13 protein-coding genes are annotated in these 18,083 nt (G+C 61.7%); 7 read left to right on the forward strand and 6 right to left on the reverse strand.

Translation table 11 applies throughout. The annotated features are described in order from the left end of the window. Positions 1–189 precede the first annotated feature (189 nt). Positions 190–1,254 carry a 3-deoxy-7-phosphoheptulonate synthase gene (locus HKD46_RS05450; protein ID WP_010675196.1) on the reverse strand — a complete coding sequence of 355 codons (1,065 nt, stop codon included), beginning with the start codon at positions 1,252–1,254 and terminating at the stop codon, positions 190–192. Positions 1,255–1,395: 141 nt separating this feature from the next. On the opposite strand from HKD46_RS05450, the gene HKD46_RS05455 reads away from it, so the two are divergent. Next, positions 1,396–1,776, forward strand: a complete 381-nt coding sequence (locus tag HKD46_RS05455) for a diacylglycerol kinase (protein ID WP_039040385.1) — start codon at positions 1,396–1,398, stop codon at positions 1,774–1,776. A gap of 78 nt (positions 1,777–1,854) precedes the next feature. Here HKD46_RS05455 and serA read toward each other — a convergent pair whose 3' ends face one another. The 4 genes from serA to HKD46_RS05475 form a co-directional block, all read right to left on the reverse strand. After that, on the reverse strand, positions 1,855–3,087 hold the full coding sequence (gene serA / locus HKD46_RS05460; protein WP_171865001.1) for a phosphoglycerate dehydrogenase: 1,233 nt from the start codon (positions 3,085–3,087) through the stop codon (positions 1,855–1,857). Positions 3,088–3,352: 265 nt separating this feature from the next. Beyond that, positions 3,353–4,006: a ribose-5-phosphate isomerase RpiA gene (gene rpiA, locus HKD46_RS05465; RefSeq protein WP_039040383.1), complete on the reverse strand. Its 654-nt coding sequence runs from the start codon at positions 4,004–4,006 to the stop codon at positions 3,353–3,355. A 143-nt stretch (positions 4,007–4,149) separates the two neighbouring features. Beyond that, positions 4,150–4,746, reverse strand: coding sequence for a 5-formyltetrahydrofolate cyclo-ligase (locus HKD46_RS05470; protein WP_161470712.1), 597 nt, complete (start codon positions 4,744–4,746; stop codon positions 4,150–4,152). A gap of 104 nt (positions 4,747–4,850) precedes the next feature. Then, positions 4,851–6,197, reverse strand: a complete 1,347-nt coding sequence (locus HKD46_RS05475; RefSeq protein ID WP_171865002.1) for a Na+/H+ antiporter NhaC family protein — start codon at positions 6,195–6,197, stop codon at positions 4,851–4,853. Positions 6,198–6,513: 316 nt separating this feature from the next. Here HKD46_RS05475 and dapB point away from each other — a divergent pair, with 316 nt between their 5' ends. From dapB to HKD46_RS05505, 6 genes are all read left to right on the forward strand, one after another. Then, the gene (gene dapB, locus HKD46_RS05480) at positions 6,514–7,326 is read left to right on the forward strand and encodes a 4-hydroxy-tetrahydrodipicolinate reductase (protein WP_052816492.1); all 813 of its coding nucleotides are present in this window, start codon (positions 6,514–6,516) and stop codon (positions 7,324–7,326) included. Between the two features lie 660 nt (positions 7,327–7,986). Beyond that, positions 7,987–9,123 (forward strand): glutamine-hydrolyzing carbamoyl-phosphate synthase small subunit, encoded by a 1,137-nt coding sequence (gene carA / locus HKD46_RS05485; RefSeq protein ID WP_161469756.1) that lies wholly within the window; start codon positions 7,987–7,989, stop codon positions 9,121–9,123. Between the two features lie 16 nt (positions 9,124–9,139). After that, positions 9,140–12,364, forward strand: a complete 3,225-nt coding sequence (gene carB / locus HKD46_RS05490; protein WP_171865003.1) for a carbamoyl-phosphate synthase large subunit — start codon at positions 9,140–9,142, stop codon at positions 12,362–12,364. A gap of 503 nt (positions 12,365–12,867) precedes the next feature. Continuing rightward, positions 12,868–14,526 carry a 2-isopropylmalate synthase gene (gene leuA, locus HKD46_RS05495; RefSeq protein ID WP_171865004.1) on the forward strand — a complete coding sequence of 553 codons (1,659 nt, stop codon included), beginning with the start codon at positions 12,868–12,870 and terminating at the stop codon, positions 14,524–14,526. Positions 14,527–14,770: 244 nt separating this feature from the next. Then, entirely contained in the window at positions 14,771–15,676 is a 906-nt protein-coding gene (locus HKD46_RS05500; RefSeq protein ID WP_050485241.1) for a GGDEF domain-containing protein, read from the forward strand. Between the two features lie 145 nt (positions 15,677–15,821). Further along, complete coding sequence (locus HKD46_RS05505) at positions 15,822–16,985, forward strand: DUF1615 domain-containing protein (protein ID WP_171865005.1); 1,164 nt, start codon at positions 15,822–15,824, stop codon at positions 16,983–16,985. Positions 16,986–17,025: 40 nt separating this feature from the next. Here the strand turns inward: HKD46_RS05505 and HKD46_RS05510 are convergent, their stop codons facing one another. Further along, positions 17,026–18,024 carry a DUF1176 domain-containing protein gene (locus tag HKD46_RS05510; protein ID WP_042014678.1) on the reverse strand — a complete coding sequence of 333 codons (999 nt, stop codon included), beginning with the start codon at positions 18,022–18,024 and terminating at the stop codon, positions 17,026–17,028. Between the last annotated feature and the right edge of the window lie 59 nt (positions 18,025–18,083).

An 18,083-nucleotide genomic window follows, 5' to 3' on the forward strand; every position in this document is an offset into this window, starting at 1 on the left:
CCCCAGCCCTTCTCCCATTCTTTTGAAACAAGTGGGAGAAGGGAGCCGCTCCGTCGACTACGGATACAGCATTGAAAACCTGCAGAGGTTGAGTGAAGCCAAGGGGGCGATTGAATCACCGTGGAAATGAAAAGAGCCAGGCATCCGTGATGCCTGGCTCTTTTGGTAGAGAGAGCGTTGAGCGGTTGCTCAGGCTTTCTGCTTGTCCAGCCGCACCTGGGCGGCTTCTGCCAGCATGGCCAGCAGGGTTTCGGTGTCACTCCACGACAGACAGGCATCGGTGATGCTCTGGCCGAAGGTGGCGGCACAGCCGTTCTCCACGTCCTGACGCCCTTCCACCAGGAAGCTCTCGGCCATGATGCCGGCGATGCCGGTGCGGCCGCGGCGCAGTTGATCGCAGATATCCTGGGCCACCAGCAGTTGGCGGCGGTGATCCTTCATGCTGTTGCCGTGGCTGAAGTCCACTACCAGGCGCTCCGGCAGGCCCACCTGGGCCAGAGCCTCGCACGCCTCGTCGATGCTGGCGGTGTCGTAGTTGGGACGGTGGCCGCCGCGCAGGATCACGTGGCCGTAGGGGTTGCCGGCGGTGCGGTAGATGGTCATCTTGCCGTCCTTGTCCGGGGAGTAGAAGATGTGGCTGTGACGGGCGGCGCGCACCGCATCGATGGCGATGCGGGTGTTGCCGTCGGTGCCGTTCTTGAACCCCACCGGACAGGAGAGGGCGGAGGCCATCTCCCGGTGAACCTGGGACTCGGTGGTGCGCGCCCCGATGGCGCCCCAGGTGATGAGATCGCTGATGTACTGGCCGGTCACCATGTCGAGGAACTCGGTGGCGGTGGGCATGCCGGTCTCGTTGATGTCCACCAGCAGCTTGCGGGCCAGTTTGAGCCCTTCATTGACGTCGAAACTGCCGTCCAGGCGCGGATCATTGATGAGCCCCTTCCAGCCGACGATGGTACGTGGCTTCTCGAAGTAGGTGCGCATCACGATGCACAGGCTCTCTTTGTACTCTTCACGCAGGGTGTTCAGACGCAGAGCGTATTCGTGGGCGGCGGCGGGATCGTGGATGGAGCAGGGGCCGACGATGACCAGCAGGCGCTGATCCTCACCGGACAGAATGGCTTCCACTTGGCGGCGGGCATCCAGCAGGTTCTGGGCGATGGTGTCGGTTAACGGGAAGGCGTGCGCCAGCTCGCTTGGGGTGATCAGGGCCTCCAGGCGACGGGTGCGCAATTCATCGGTGTGAATGGACATACGACTCAATTCTCGAGTGGATAAGGTGGGCGGGATGCCAAAATGCAAGGGAATAAAATAAAGCAAAAGTCACCCGATGGAAACCTTGGGCGGCTCTGATAGGATGTGAACCCAAAAGCCATTTCAAATGAGGTAGTTATCGTGGCAAAGCCAGGCGCGACCGGGATCACCCGCATCATCAACGCAACCGGTTACAGCATGAAAGGTCTCAAATCGGCCTGGATCAACGAGGCCGCCTTCCGTCAGGAGCTGCTGCTCATCCTGCTGCTGATGCCGCTGGCATTCTGGATAGGTGACTCCCTCAACGAGATCCTGCTGCTCGTCTGCATCAGCTGGCTGGTGGTGATCGTCGAGGTGCTCAACTCCGCCGTGGAGGCGGTGGTGGATCGCATCGGCTCCGAGCATCACGAACTCTCGGGCCGCGCCAAGGATCTGGGCTCCGCCGCCGTCTTCATCGCTCTGGCCCTCAATGCCTTGGTGTGGGGCGCCCTGGTGGGCCGCAACCTGCTGGGCTGGTGGTAAGCTGCGAGAGCAACCTTTCTCCTGACATAAAAAAGCCCGTCATCACGACGGGCTTTTTACTGCGCAGATAAGGGCTTATCAGTGCAGGATCCGGGCACGGATGGTCCCATTGATCTCTTTGAGACGGGTCAGGGCCTTCTCGCTGTGCTCAGTTTCGACGTCGATGACCACGTAACCGATCTCGCTGCTGGTCTGCAGGTACTGACCGGCGATGTTGATCCCCTCGTCGGCGAAGATCTGGTTGATCTGGTTCATCACGCCGGGCTGGTTGCGGTGAATGTGCAGCAGGCGGCTGGAGCCCTTGTGGCCGGGCAGGGAGACTTCCGGGAAGTTGACCGCGGAGAGGGTGGAGCCGTTGTCGGAGTATTTGACCAGCTTGTTGGCCACTTCCAGACCGATGTTCTCCTGGGCTTCCTGGGTGGAGCCGCCGATGTGGGGGGTCAGGATCACGTTGTCCAGGCCGCGCAGCGGGGTGAGGAACTCCTCGTCGTTGGACTTGGGCTCCACCGGGAAGACGTCGATGGCGGCGCCGGAGAGGTGGCCGCTCTTGATGACGTCGGCCAGGGCGTCGATGTCCACCACGGTGCCGCGGGAGGCGTTGATGAAGATGGCGCCCGGTTTCATCATGCGCAGTTGCTCTGCACCGATGAGATCCTTGGTGGAGGCGGTTTCCGGTACGTGCAGGCTGATGACGTCAGACATGTTGAGCAGCTCCACCAGGTTCGGCACTTGGATGGCGTTGCCAAGGGAGAGCTTGTTCTCGATGTCGTAGTAATAGACCTTCATGCCGATCATCTCGGCGATGATGCCAAGCTGGGTGCCGATGTGGCCGTAGCCGATGATGCCGAGCTTCTTGCCGCGGGCTTCGACGCTGCGGTTGGCCAGCTTCTCCCAGACGCCGCGATGGCACTTGGCATTCTTCTCGGGAATGCCGCGCAGCAGCAGCAGGATCTCCCCCAGTACCAGTTCGGCCACGGAGCGGGTGTTGGAGAAGGGGGCGTTGAAGACGGGGATGCCGCGCACGTGGGCGGCGTCGAGGGAGACCTGGTTGGTGCCGATGCAGAAGCAGCCGATGGCCACCAGCTTGGTGGCGGCATCCAGCACCTTCTCGGTGATCTGGGTGCGTGAACGCAGGCCCACGAAATGCACGTCACGAATGCGCTCGATCAACTCCTCTTCCGACAGGGACGTCTTCAGATATTCCACATTGGTGTAGCCGGCTGCCCGAAAGGTCTCCACCGTGTTGGGATGGACTCCCTCCAGCAGCAGTACCTTGATCTTATCCTTGTCCAGCGAAAACTTGGCTGTCATGACGTTCCCTCTATTGTTTTGAAAAATGCGTTCAGGCTTGCAGTGTGAAGAAAACCGTAAAGTAGCAAAAACGTTTGGGAGAGGGAATATTTGTGACGAAAGTCAAATTCTTTGAAGTTATCAACGATTGTTGCAGATGTGCTGCTACAACCCATTGAGGGATAACCAGAAACGGCGCCATGAGGCGCCGTTGTCCATTTGGGGCAGTCAGATTGACTGACCCGGGCGGGGGCTTGCCCGGAGGGGGAGGTCCGGGGAGCGGGCCTTAGTTGGTGATCACACCCTCGGGGGTGCCGATCAGCACAACGTCGGCGCCACGGTGGGCGAACAGGCCGTTGGTGACCACGCCCACGATGCTGTTGAGGCGGGTTTCCAGAGCCTTGGCATCGGTGATGGCCATGCCCTTGACGTCCAGGATGATGTTGCCGTTGTCGGTCACCACCCCTTCACGCCACACCGGGTTGCCGCCAAGGGCGCGGATCTCGCGGGCCACGTATTCGCGGGCCATGGGGATCACTTCCACCGGCAGGGGGAAGGTGCCCAGCACGTCGACGGTCTTGGTGTTGTCGATGATGCAGATGAACTGGTCGGCCACGGCGGCGACGATCTTCTCGCGGGTCAGGGCGGCGCCGCCCCCCTTGATCATGTCGCGGCTGGCGTTGATCTCGTCGGCACCATCCACGTAGACGGAGAGGGCATCGATGTCGTTGAGGTCAAACACCGGGATGCCGAGACCCTTGAGGCGCTCGGTGGAGGCGATGGAGCTCGACACCGCGCCCTTGATCTGGTCTTTCATGGTCGCCAGTGCGTCGATGAAGTGATTGACGGTAGAGCCGGTGCCCACCCCGACGATGGTGCCGGGTACCACGTATTTGAGCGCAGCCCAACCGGCCGCCTTCTTCATTTCATCTTGAGTCATGATGGATCCTTATGGAAAAAGCGGGCGCATTATATCCAAGCATCCCCCCCAGAGCGACCATGGTACTCACGTTCCGGCGCAAAAATCCCCAAGATGTAAATCGTTTGCCTGTTTATTGAACCGAAGGGGGCGCCCTCGCCTCATCAGGCAAAGTGCCAGCTGCGGCTGGGGGTGATGATCTGGGGGAGCGGCACGTCCCACTGCTCCCGGGGAACGGCATCCACCTGCTGGCAATCGTGGGCGAGCCCCAGGGGACTTGGGCCGAGCTGGTGCTCGTGCCAGCAGGCGAGGGTGCGATCGTAGTAGCCGCCCCCCATGCCGAGGCGGTTGCCAGCCTCATCGAAGGCCACCAGCGGGGTGCAGATGATGTCCAGCATGCTGTGGGGCAGCACCTGCTGCACGTCGAGCTCGGGCTCGGCGATGCCGTAGCGGTTGCGGGTCATGGGGGTGGTGGCGGTGTAGCGCAAGAAGAGCAGGTGACCCGGGGTGAAGGGGTGCAGCACCGGCAGGTAGACCTCCTTTTGCCGGGCCCACAGCCAGTGGATGGCGGGCAGGGGATCGAGCTCCCCGTCGTTGGCCAGATAGAGGGCGATGCGCCTGGCCGCGAGGATGCCGGGGTGTTCCTGGAAGCGCTCGACCAGCTGTTGGGCCGCGGCCTGCTGCTCGGCCTGGCTCAGGCTTTTTCTGCGCTGGCGAATGAGCTGGCGCAGGTTCTGTCGTTCGGGTTGGGTATCCGGCATGGGGACTCCTGGGCAAAGGTGGGCTGGCGCTACCTTAGCAAGGGGCCGACGGGATGAAAAGCCGATGGCGGGGCCGCCAGCCGGGCGGCCCCTGAGGTCGGGCGTCAGGAACGGTTGGGGGCGGGAGCCACTGCACCCATCTGGTGCTTGAGGAAGACGGCCACGATGGCGGCCAGGGCCAGCGCCATGGGGTAGAAGCTCATGCTCACGACCAGGATCGGCGAGAGGGCGAAGATGGAACCCAGCAGCAGCGCCTGGGCGCCCCAGGGAATCAGCCCCTGTACCACGCAGGAGAAGATGTCCAGCATGGAGGCGGCGCGGCGCGGGGTGACCCCGTGATGGTCCGCCAGATCCCTGGCCACCTTGCTCGCGACTATGATGGCCACGGTGTTGTTGGCGGTGCACAGGTTGGTGAGGCTCACCACGCCGGCGATGCCGAGCTCGGCCGCCTTTTCGTTCTGCTCGCCATCGTGGTGGCGGGTGAAGCGGACAATCAGGGCGGCGATGCGCTCACTTATCCATGCGAGCCCCCCTTGGCGTTCCATCAGGGCACCCAGACCGCCGATGAGCATGGAGAGCAGGAAGATCTCCTGCATGCTGGTAAAGCCCTGATAGATGTCCTTGCTGAACTGGCCGAGGGAGTAGCTGCCAAGCAGCCCCACGCCACCGGCCGCCAGGATGCCGAGCCCCAGTACCATGAAGACGTTCATGCCAGAGAGGGCCAGCACCAGGATCAGCAGATAGGGGGCGACCTTGAGCAAGTCCGCCTCGGCGGTGGGGGCCGGCGCTTCACCGGTGGAGCCCAGCACCAGATAGAGCAGGATCACCAGCACGGCGGCGGGGGCGGCAATCTTGATGTTCTCGCGAAACTTGTCCTTCATCTCGCAGCCCTGGCTGCGGGTGGCGGCGATGGTGGTGTCTGAGATGATGGAGAGGTTGTCCCCGAACATGGCGCCGGAGAGGATGGTCCCCGCCATCAGCATCGGATCGATGCCGGCGGCCTGGGCGACGCCCAGCGCCACCGGTGCCACGGCGCCGATGGTGCCCATGGAGGTACCCATGGCGGTGGCAATGAAGGCAGAGATGAGGAAGAGCCCCGGCAGCAGGCACCAGCCCGGAATGAGGGAGAGGCCGAGGGCGACCGTGGCATCCACCCCGCCGGTGGCCTTGGCCACGGTGGCGAAGGCGCCCGCCAGCAAATAGATGAGGCACATGGCCATGATGTTGCTCTCGCCCACCCCCTTGAAGAAGGTCTCGAGGTTCTTGTTGAACCCCTCGCGTCCCATCAGCAGGGCCAGCATGACGGCAGGCAGGGCGGCAACGGGGGCGGGGAGCTGGTAGAAGGCGAACTCGACCCCCTGCAGGGTCAGCCAGGTACCGGTACCGATGAAGAGGGCAAGAAAGACCAGAAGGGGCAGCAGGGCTCTGGCACGGGGTTGGGTCTGGATCATGTGTTCCTCGAAACTTGAACAATGACCTCCTGTCGTTGCCTGTGGCGCCTCCAGGGCGGGCACAGGGCGGGCATCCTGCCACCATGGGGGGCCAACAGTAGTGAGTCGGCCCGCCCGGGTCAAGATAGCCGTCCAGATGGATAGGGCTTTTTGCTTCGTGATTCTGACTTGTCTGGTTATTCCGTTATTTATTCTGTTTTTAATGAATTTATCGTTTAAATGTCGGGGTGGTTTGGCGGGCCAGATCGGGCTTTTCAAAGGGGGCGCGGGCTGGTAAAACGGTCTCTTTCCATAATAAAGAGATGAGAGGGTGGAGATGGACAATCCGATCCGTGTGGCCGTGATGGGCTGTAATGGTCGTATGGGCAAGGTGCTGCTGGAGGCTATCGCCAACGCCGAGGGCGTGGTGGTGGGAGCGGCGCTGGAACGACCGGGCTCTGCCGTGATGGGTCTGGATGCGGGTGAACTCAACGGCCTGGGGCGCCTTGGCGTCATCATCAGCGACAGTCTGGAGAAGGTGAAGGACGAATTCGATCTCATCATCGACTTCACCCGCCCCGAGGTGACCCTGGCGAACCTCGCCTTTGCTCTGGCGCATGGCAAGCAGATGGTGATCGGCACCACCGGCTTTGACGAGGCGGGCAAGGCGGCCCTGCACGAGGCGGGCAAGCAGATCGGCATCGTCTTCGCCTCCAACTACTCGGTCGGGGTCAACCTGGTGTTCAAGCTGCTGGAGCAGGCGGCCAGGGTGATGGGGGAGTACACCGACATCGAGATCATCGAGGGGCACCACAGACACAAGGTGGATGCTCCGTCCGGCACTGCGCTCTCCATGGGAGAAGTGGTGGCGAAAACCCTGGGCCGGGATCTCAAAGAGTGCGCCGTCTATGGCCGTGAGGGGATCACCGGTGAACGGGATCGCAACACCATCGGCTTTGCCACCATCCGCGCCGGAGATCTGGTGGGGGAGCACACCGTCATGTTCGCCGACATCGGCGAGCGGGTCGAGATCAGCCACAAGGCTTCCAGCCGTCTGACCTTCGCCAACGGTGCAGTGCGGGCGGGCAAGTGGCTCGGCCAGCAAGGGGCCGGTCTCTATGACATGCAGGATGTGCTCGGTCTGAAATAAACCGTCTTCAGGGGGAGTGCAGACTCCCGTACAGGTTGCCAAACCCCGGTCCGCCGGGGTTTTTTTGTCACTTTTTTGTAGAAATAAGCCTTAATCATCACTTTTTGAGTGAACCTCGCTAAATCCTGCCATTCTTACAAGCCTGCCACCCTCTTGCGACAAAAATGTCATCAAGGGGTAACGGCTTTGGGTCTCAATATTCCCCTGCGGGGGGCATTTCGCCCTGATGTGAAACAGACTAAAAATGCATTACAAGAAAAACGTTTTCCATTCTTGGTGTTCACTTTTCTGGCTTAAAATGGTGTTTTTGCTGTTGTGTTGTTTGTTTTTTAATTTTCTATCTTGCTGTTTATTAAGTGGTAAATTTGGTTTTTTGTACGTTGCATGGCATCGGGTGCCGCTTTGTTGTCTGTGTTTGGCTTTTCTTTTTGAAGAGGGGGTTGCAAAGCGGGTTAGTGCATAGATAATGGGTAATGTTGCTTGTTTATTGAATTTAGATGCATTTCAAACGAGAAAAGACGTTGAAATGAGATCGTTTTTAAGTAGAATGCGCCCAATTTGCCAGAAATCTGCCGGGTTCGAGTCCTGTCAAAGACCGGAACCGAGCCCGCAACACCCAGGTAAATTGCTGAATTTAAAGCTAAATAACTGGAGGTTGTCTTGAATCACACTGCATTGCTAGTGCTGGAAGATGGAACTGTGTTCAAAGGCGTGTCGATAGGCGCCGAGGGATGTTCCGTTGGTGAAGTGGTTTTCAACACGTCGATGACGGGTTATCAGGAAATCCTCACAGATCCCTCCTATTCCCGTCAGATCGTTACCCTCACTTACCCCCATATAGGCAACACCGGCACCAACAGCGAAGATGAAGAGTCCAGTCAGGTCCATGCTCAGGGCCTCATCATCCGGGACCTTCCGATACTGGCCTCCAACTTCCGCAATCAGCAATCCCTCTCCGATTACCTCAAGTCCCACAACATCGTTGGCATCGCCGACATCGACACCCGCAAGCTGACCCGCATCCTGCGTGAAAAAGGCGCCCAGGCCGGTTGCATCCTGGCCGGCAAGCAGCTCGATGAAGTCCATGCCCTCGAACAGGCCCGCGCCTTCCCCGGTTTGAAGGGGATGGACCTGGCCAAGGAAGTGACCGTGAGCGAATCCTACAGCTGGACTGAAGGCAGCTGGCAGCTCGGCAAGGGCCACGTCACCCCGGCGGCCGATGAGTTGAAATACCACGTGGTGGCCTACGACTTCGGCGTGAAGCGCAACATTCTGCGCATGCTGGTGGACCGTGGCTGCCGCCTGACCGTGGTGCCGGCCAAGACCCCGGCCGCCGAGGTACTGGCGATGAACCCGGATGGCATCTTCCTCTCCAACGGTCCCGGCGACCCCGAGCCGTGCGACTACGCCATCGAAGCTATCAAGGCTTTCCTTGATACCAGCACCCCGGTGTTCGGTATCTGCCTGGGCCACCAGTTGCTGGGCCTGGCCTCCGGCGCCAAGACCATCAAGATGAAGTTCGGCCACCACGGTGCCAACCACCCGGTGAAGAGTCTGGACGACAACACCGTGATGATCACCGCCCAGAACCACGGCTTTGCGGTGGACGAGCAGACCCTGCCCGAGTGCCTGCGTGCCACCCACGTCTCCCTGTTCGATGGGTCGCTCCAGGGCATCCATCGCACCGACCGTCCGGCCTTCAGCTTCCAGGGTCACCCCGAAGCGAGCCCGGGCCCGCACGATTGTGCCGGTCTGTTCGACCACTTTATTGAATTGATCAAGCAGTATCGCGCCTAAGAGGATAAAGAGAGCCATGCCAAAACGTAACGACCTACAGAGCATCCTGATCCTCGGCGCCGGCCCCATCGTCATCGGTCAGGCCTGCGAATTCGACTACTCCGGCGCCCAGGCGTGCAAGGCCCTGAAAGAAGAGGGCTACCGCGTCATCCTGGTGAACTCCAACCCGGCCACCATCATGACCGACCCGGAGATGGCCGACGCCACCTACATCGAGCCCATCACCTGGGAAGTGGTGCGCGAGATCATCAAGAAAGAGCGCCCGGACGCCATCCTGCCCACCATGGGTGGTCAGACTGCGCTGAACTGCGCCCTGGCGCTGGAGCAGCATGGCGTGCTCAAGGAGTTCGGTGTCGAGATGATCGGCGCCACCGCCGACGCCATCGACAAGGCCGAGGATCGCTCCCGCTTTGACAAGGCCATGCGCAGCATCGGTCTCGAGTGCCCCCGTGCCGGCATCGCCCACAACATGGAAGAGGCCTGGGGCGTGCAGCAGATGGTCGGCTTCCCCTGCATCATCCGTCCCTCCTTTACCATGGGTGGCTCGGGCGGCGGCATCGCCTACAACACCGAAGAGTTCGTGGAGATCTGCGAGCGCGGTCTGGATCTCTCCCCGACCAAGGAGCTGCTCATCGACGAGTCGCTCATCGGCTGGAAAGAGTACGAGATGGAGGTGGTGCGGGATCGCAACGACAACTGCATCATCGTCTGCGCCATCGAGAACTTCGACCCCATGGGCATCCACACCGGTGACTCCATCACGGTCGCGCCGGCCCAGACGCTGACCGACAAGGAGTACCAGATCATGCGCAACGCCTCCATGGCGGTGCTGCGCGAGATCGGTGTCGAGACCGGCGGCTCCAACGTCCAGTTCGGCATCAACCCCAAAGACGGTCGCATGGTCATCATCGAGATGAACCCGCGGGTGTCGCGCTCCTCTGCGCTGGCTTCCAAGGCGACCGGTTTCCCCATCGCCAAGATCGCCGCCAAGCTCGCTATCGGTTACACCCTGGACGAGCTGATGAACGACATCACCGGCGGTCGCACCCCGGCCTCCTTCGAGCCGGCCATCGACTACGTGGTCACCAAGGTACCGCGCTTCAACTTCGAGAAGTTCGCCGGCGCCAACGACCGTCTGACCACCCAGATGAAGTCCGTGGGCGAAGTGATGGCCATCGGCCGCAACTTCCAGGAGTCCCTGCACAAGGCGCTGCGCGGCCTCGAGACCGGCAAGACCGGCTTCGACCCCATGGTGGACCTCAATGCCCCCGACTCCCTGACCCGCATTCGCCACGAGCTGCAGGATGCCGGTGCCGAGCGCATCTTCTACATCGCCGACGCCTTCCGTGCCGGTCTCTCCATGGACGGCGTGTTCAAGCTGACCAAGATTGACCCCTGGTTCTTGGTGCAGATTGAAGAGCTGGTCAAGCTGGAAGAGCAGGTGAAGGAGCGCGGCATGGCCGGCCTGGATGCCGACTTCCTGCGCAGCCTCAAACGCAAGGGCTTCGCCGACGCGCGTCTGGCCAAGATCCTCGGCGTGGCCGAAGGGGAAGTGCGCAAGCTGCGCGCCCGTCACAACATCTTCCCGGTCTACAAGCGGGTCGATACCTGCGCGGCCGAGTTTGCCACCAACACCGCCTACATGTACTCCAGCTATGACGAGGAGTGCGAGGCCAACCCCACCAACCGCGACAAGATCATGGTCATCGGTGGCGGCCCGAACCGTATCGGTCAGGGCATCGAATTCGACTACTGCTGCGTGCACGCGGCCCTGGCCCTGCGCGAAGACGGTTACGAGACCATCATGGTCAACTGCAACCCGGAGACCGTCTCCACCGACTACGACACCTCGGATCGTCTCTACTTCGAGCCGGTGACCCTGGAAGACGTGCTGGAAATCGTGCGGGTCGAGCAGCCCAAGGGCGTCATCGTCCAGTACGGCGGCCAGACTCCGCTGAAACTGGCGCGAGCATTGGAAGCCAACGGTGTGCCGGTCATCGGGACCAGCCCGGATGCCATCGACCGCGCGGAAGATCGCGAGCGCTTCCAGTCCGCCGTCGAGCGCCTGGGGCTCAAGCAGCCGGAAAACGGCACCGTCACCGCCCTGGAGCAGGCCGTGCAACTGGCCACGCGCATCACCTACCCGCTGGTGGTTCGCCCCTCCTACGTGCTGGGTGGCCGCGCCATGGAAATCGTCTATGACGAGCAGGACCTGCGCCGCTACTTCGCCGAGGCAGTGAGCGTCTCCAACGAGTCGCCTGTGCTGCTGGACCGCTTCCTGGACGACGCCACCGAGGTGGACGTGGACGCCATCTGCGACGGCGTTGACGTGGTCATCGGCGGCATCATGGAGCACATCGAGCAGGCCGGTATCCACTCCGGTGACTCCGCCTGCTCCCTGCCGCCCTACACCCTGTCCAAGGCCATCCAGGACGAGATGCGTGAGCAGGTACGCAAACTGGCGCTGGAACTCGGCGTAGTCGGTCTGATGAACGTGCAGTTCGCGGTGAAAGACAACGAGATTTACCTCATCGAGGTGAACCCCCGTGCCGCCCGTACCGTGCCCTTCGTCTCCAAGGCCACCGGCGCTCCGCTGGCCAAGATTGCCGCCCGCGTCATGGCCGGTCAGAGCCTGAAAGAACAGGGCTTCACCACCGAGATCATCCCGCCCTACTACTCAGTGAAGGAAGTTGTACTGCCGTTCGCCAAGTTCCCGGGTGTGGACCCGCTGCTGGGGCCGGAAATGCGCTCCACCGGTGAAGTCATGGGGGTAGGCAGCAGCTTCGCCGAGGCCTATGCCAAGGCGCAGCTGGGTGCCGGTCACCAGGTGCCGAGCGAAGGTCGCGCCCTCTTGTCCGTGCGCCACGGCGACAAGGAGCGGGTGGTGAACCTGGCCGCCAAGCTGCTGGAGCTGGGCTATGACCTCGACGCCACCCACGGCACCGCCGTGACCTTGGGCGAGGCGAGCATCAACCCGCGTCTGGTGAACAAGGTGCACGAGGGTCGTCCGCACATTCTGGATCGCATCAAGAATGGCGAGTACACCTACATCGTCAACACCGCCGAGGGTCGTCAGGCCATCGAGGACTCCAAGCAGCTGCGCCGTGGCGCCCTGCAGCACAAGGTGGCCTACACCACCACGCTGCACGCGGCCTTCGCCACCTGCATGGCCATCAGTGTCGATGCCACCGCCAATGTGAACTCGGTGCAGGAGCTGCACGAGAAGGTGAACAACCGCTAAGAGCACCGGCAGCACGCTGCCCGCTCGATGCACGCAAACCCCGCCAGCAATGGCGGGGTTTTTTATTGCCTGCGCCCTGCCACTTCCGGGGAAACGCCTTCAAGGAAGATGGGTGAGATGGCGAATAAATCATCATGGGTGGTGAGACTCACCCCGTTATTGGAGATTCACAGCATCCATATTGCTGAATTGGCATGGCTGGGTGCAATCTTCGCAATCTCTCGCCCCCACGACCTCCCTATACTGGGTGCTCATACAAACAAGGTCGTCTGCGCCGACACACCAAAAGGTGGCGTGCGAGAGGATCAGCGCCCGCAGCCCGATCCGGCTGCCGTGGCCGGCCCCGGTGACCGACGGGGGCCGCAGGAAAACCGGTCGCGGGGTTACCGCCGCGCGACTCGTCAGGGACGGTGTTACCGCACCAACCCGCTTCCCCTCCTTGCCCCACCCGCCTGTCGGCCCGGTCGTCCGGTGCCTCGCCCATCCGTCAAGGGAATCTGAATATGAGCTTCGATCATCGCAAATACCGCCGTGCCCCCGTGATCAACCTGGCGGATCGCCAGTGGCCCAACCGGGTACTGGAGCGGGCACCGCTCTGGTGCGCCGTGGACCTGCGCGATGGCAACCAGGCGCTGGTCGAACCCATGACGGTGGCCCAGAAGCTGCAAATGTGGGCGCTGATGACCCACATCGGTTTCAAGCACATCGAGGTGGGCTTCCCGGCGGCCTCCCAGCCCGACTTCGATTTTGTGCGCGAACTCATCGAGCGCAACCTCATTCCCGATGACGTCACCATCCAGGTGCTGGTGCAGGCGCGCGAAGATCTGATCGCCCGCACCTTCGAGGCGCTCAAGGGGGCGAAGCGGGCCATCGTTCACGTCTACAACTCGGTCAACCCGACCCAGCGCAACTATGTGTTCAACTCAGGCAAGGACGGGGTCAAGGCCATCGCCGTGCAGGGGGCGCGCTGGGTGCGGGAGTATGCGGCCCGCAATCCGGGCACCGAGTGGAGTTTCCAGTATTCTCCGGAGAGTTTCAGCAGTACCGAGGTGGAGTTCGCCGTCGAGGTGTGTGACGCCGTCATCGACGAGTGGCGTGCCGCTGCCCGTCCCATGATCCTGAACCTCCCCGCCACGGTGGAGGTGAGCACCCCCAACGTGTTTGCGGATCAGGTGGAGTGGTTCTGCCGACACCTCAAGGCGCGACCCGAGGTGAGCATCTCCATCCACACCCACAACGACAGAGGCTGCGGGGTGGCCGCCGCCGAGCTGGCGGTGCTGGCGGGGGCGGATCGCATCGAGGGCACCCTGCTCGGCAACGGGGAGCGTACCGGCAACATGGACATCGTCACCATGGCCATGAACCTCTACAGCCAGGGGATTGACCCCGAGCTGGACCTGTCCGACATGGATGCCATCGTCGCCACCGTGGGGGCCTGCACCCAGATTGCCCTGCACCCGCGCCACCCCTATGCCGGCGAGCTGGTCTACACGGCGTTTTCCGGCAGCCACCAGGACGCCATCCGCAAGTCTCTCGCGGCAGAAAAACCGGATCACTACTGGGACGTGGCTTACCTGCCCATCGATCCTGCCGATCTCGGTCGCAGCTACGAGGCGGTGATCCGCATCAACAGCCAGTCCGGCAAGGGAGGGGTGACCTATCTGCTGGAACGTGACCTCGGTCTGCAACTGCCGCGCTGGCTGCAAATCGACTTCAGCCGCCGGGTGCAGGCCGAGGCTGAGGCGAGCAGCAGCGAAATCAGCCCGGAGCAGATCCGCGCCCTGTTCGAGCAGCACTATCTCGAGCCTGCCCACGGCTATCGCATCGGGCGCTTCCAGCTCGGTCATGACAGTCAGGAGAGCCTGCGCCTGGAGTTGCAGACCCCCCACGGCACCCTGCAACTGTGCGGTGAAGGGGAGGGAGCCATCACCGCCCTGGTCAACGGCTGGCAGCGTCAGACCGGCATGCACATCGATGTGCTGGATTACTCCGAGCATGCGCTCACCGCCGGCACCGAATCCCGCGCCGCCGCCTATGTGCTGCTGAGCGTCGAGGGCACCCGGATGTGTGGCGTCGCCGTCGGTCGCGACGTGGTCAACGCCTCCCTGCAGGCGGTGATCAACGGCGCCGCCCAGCATCAGGCCCTGCGCCAGAGCGCCTGAGGCGGCACTGCCCGCTTGCCGTGAGGACGAGCAGGGAAGGGCCGCCCGCCCCGATGTCACGGCAGATCGCGCCGTCCCCGTTGCAACAATCCCCTGACCCATATGGTGAGGGGATTGTTTTTTATGGAAAAATCGGCCCACAATATCAGTGATTTGCCACCAGGAATGCCGTCGGGGTTCGCTGGCGATGGCAGCCAACGGCTGCCATTCGGGATAGAAGACATGCGCGCTTGGAGCCCAAAACATGATGAAGACTCCCCTCAGGTTATCCGTTCACCCCGCCCGGTTCTTCTCGCTTCCTCCCTGCCGTCGTCTCGCGCTGGTGAGCCTGCCCTGTCTGTTGCTGCTGACGGGGATCCTGGCCGGGGCCAGTTTTGATCCCCTGGCGGAGCACAACCTCTATACCGTCGGGGCTCTGGCCGAAGCGCTCAACGTGTTGACCCTGCTGTTCATGTTCTGGGTGGTGCAGTGTGCCCAGATCACCTTGAAAACCTATCTCTCCCTCACCGGCGGGCTGACCCTCTGGCTCGTCTCCGGCGTCATCGATCTGATGGATGAGGCCTATTTCCAGCCCTGGTGGCTCTCCACGGTGGAAGACAGCCTGCGCACGATCGGCATGCTGGCCTCGGCCTGGGGTGTGCTGCTGATGGTGCAGCAGATGTATGGCACCCAGATGCGGCTCTCCTCTCTCGCCATGTCAGACGAGCTGACCGGGCTCTCCAATCGCCGGGCGTTTCGCGCCGTGCTGGAGGCGCACGGAGAGGAGGGGACGCCGCTCCTGCTGCTGGATCTCGATCACTTCAAGCTGATCAACGATCGCTATGGCCACGCCATCGGCGACAATGTACTGCGTGAATTCAGCACCCTGCTGCGCCAGCTCTGCCCATTGGATGGGGTGGTGGCACGCCTTGGGGGAGAGGAGTTTGCCATCTGGCTGCCCGGCATGACGGGCGACAAGGCCCGTGCGCTGGCGGAGCAGATAAGGTGCGCGACCGAAGAGCTGGTCTCAGGTGACGGGGTAAGATTCACCGTGAGCCTTGCCCTGGGTATCAGCCAGAGCGGGGAGGGGGTGGATGCTCTGCTCCAGCGCACCGATCTCGCCCTCTATCAGGCCAAGCACCTGGGACGCAACCGGGTGGAGCTGGCGTGATGACGCCAGGGAATGCCGCAGCCAGCGGGCCAGCAGGTTCATCCGCCTTCATCTTGTCAGACTTGTTCCCTACAATGTCCGCCTCCATGCATTCGAGCCCTCTCATTCGCGATGAGGGGCAGGTCCCGCTCTTCAGGAAGCCTTCATGATCCCCTCTCACTCCTTGTTTGATGCCCATTGGCGCTGGCTGTCACTGCTTTCCCTTGCCCTGCTGTCGGGTTGTGCCAGCGAGCCTCCCGCCCCGACCAGCCCGGCGACGCCGGCGGGGCGCCCCATTCCCAAGGCGATGCAGCCGCAAGAACCGGCCGACATGAAGAGCCGTATCGTGCGTTTCCTGCCGCGCAGCGTGGTGGACAAGCCGGGCTGGGCCAATGACGTGGTGACGGCGCTCACCACCCAGGGGCTGACGGTGAGCGATCACAACGTCTGCAGCGTGCTGGCGGTGGCGGAGCAGGAGGCGACCTATCAGGCGGACCCCGTGGTGCCCAACCTCAACAAGATTGCCTGGAAGGAGATCAATGCCCGGGCCGGCAAGCTGCTCATCCCCGAGTTCATGGTGCGCACGGCCCTCTCCATCCAATCCCCCACCGGCAAGAGCTATGCCGAGCGCATCGACAAACTTCGCACCGAGCGGGAGATGAGCGAGATCTTCGAAGACATGATAGGCAGCGTCCCCATGGGCAAGCAGCTCTTTGGCAATCTCAACCCGGTACGCACCGGCGGCCCCATGCAGGTGAGCGTCGCCTTTGCCGAAGCCAACGCCCGTGGGTACCCCTATCCCGTGAAGGAGTCCATTCGCCACGAGGTGTTCACTCGTCGCGGCGGCATCTGGTTTGGCACCAAACACATCTTCGGCTATCCCGCGGACTACCCGGATACCCTCTATCGCTTCGCCGACTTCAATGCGGGCTGGTACGCGAGCCGCAATGCGGCCTTCCAGGCGGCGGTAAGCCGGGTGAGTGGCAAGCCCCTGGCCCTGGACGGGGATCTCATCCGCTACGACTCGGATCTGCCCGGCAAGACCGAACTCGCGGTCCACAGCGTCGCCAGCCGCGTCAACATGAGCAAGCAGGCCATTCACCAGAGCCTGAAGCTCGGGGACAGCAGCGACTTTGCCAAAAGCGATCTCTACCACAGGGTCTTCGCCCTGGCCGACAAACAGGCCGGGACACGGCAACCCCGCGCCATCTTGCCCGGTATCCAGCTAAAGAGCCCCAAGATCACCCGCAACCTCACCACCGCCTGGTTTGCCAAGCGGGTGGATGACAGGGAGCAGGCCTGCGTCAGAAAGATGGCGACCATTCGCTGATAGCCAGAGACAACAAGGGCGGCCAATGGGCCGCCCTTGTTTATTGTGATTTGACCACCTGGCTGGTCATGGTCGGTAGCTCCCAGGTTCCCCCCAGAGTGATCATGCGACAGCTACCAGTGGTGCTTTTCTCACTCTGCACGAAGGTTTGGCCGTCCCATACCCAGCTTTCGAAAGAAAAACAATCTCCTATTCCTCTTCCTTTGTGCGAGGCACTCAGTTCGCCCTCTCCATAACCGTTTGCGTAAGTGCTGATGAGGGTTGCACTGCTGGTATCAAGGTCCGTATCAATCAGAATAAATGCCGAACCGTCGTTGTAAGCGGCGAGCCAGCAGGGTAGCCGGATCAAGGCTCGTTCCTGGTTCAGGGGATAGATCTGGCCATCTTCCTGATTCTCATATGCGCTGGGACAGACATCTTCATTGACGTGTTGTTTCAGCCAAGCCCTTATGCTCTGTAGCTCAGGCTTGGTGAGTGGGCGAGATAGGTTGTCTGCGGCAACGGCACCTGCATGGATCACGGGGGCCACCAAGGCCGGGGGAATAGTTGTGGTGGGTAACGAGCCCTGTTTGGTCAGGGCTGTACTGGTATTGAGACGGCCTTGGAACTCATCCATTTTGAGAAAAATGGCATAGGCACCGGCACCGGATAACGGTTCTTGGTGCTTGCTCCATTCAAATACCACCTTGCCAGTCCCTTTGATTGCTCGGACGAGCGCTGCAGTTTGGGGCTGGGTGAACGGAGTCCGCTCTTTTACGATGCCGAGCACCTCGCCATTGATGCGCAGTGTGATCAAACCATCAGCGGGGGCCGCCGGAGCCCGCTGATCAACCTCTGCGATGGCAAGCTCGGCATGCAGTGTGCCCTTGGCGCCAGCCTCTCGGGTGAGCAGAACCGAAAGTCCACCCAATTCCGCGCTGTAACCTGCCGCTCGGCATGTGCGCGTGTTGTCACAGGCCAGTTCCCAGTCTTTGTGTTGAAAAGAGAGCCCTTCAGTAAACGAGCCGAGTGCAGAGGCCAATAGTGTTGTGATGAACATTAGAGGTTTCCAGAAGCATTGGGACGGTCAGGATAGCATTCTGGAAGGTTCAAATTGAA

Source organism: Aeromonas sp. TW 6 (genome assembly GCF_013168745.1).
Classification (GTDB): domain Bacteria; phylum Pseudomonadota; class Gammaproteobacteria; order Enterobacterales; family Aeromonadaceae; genus Aeromonas; species Aeromonas caviae.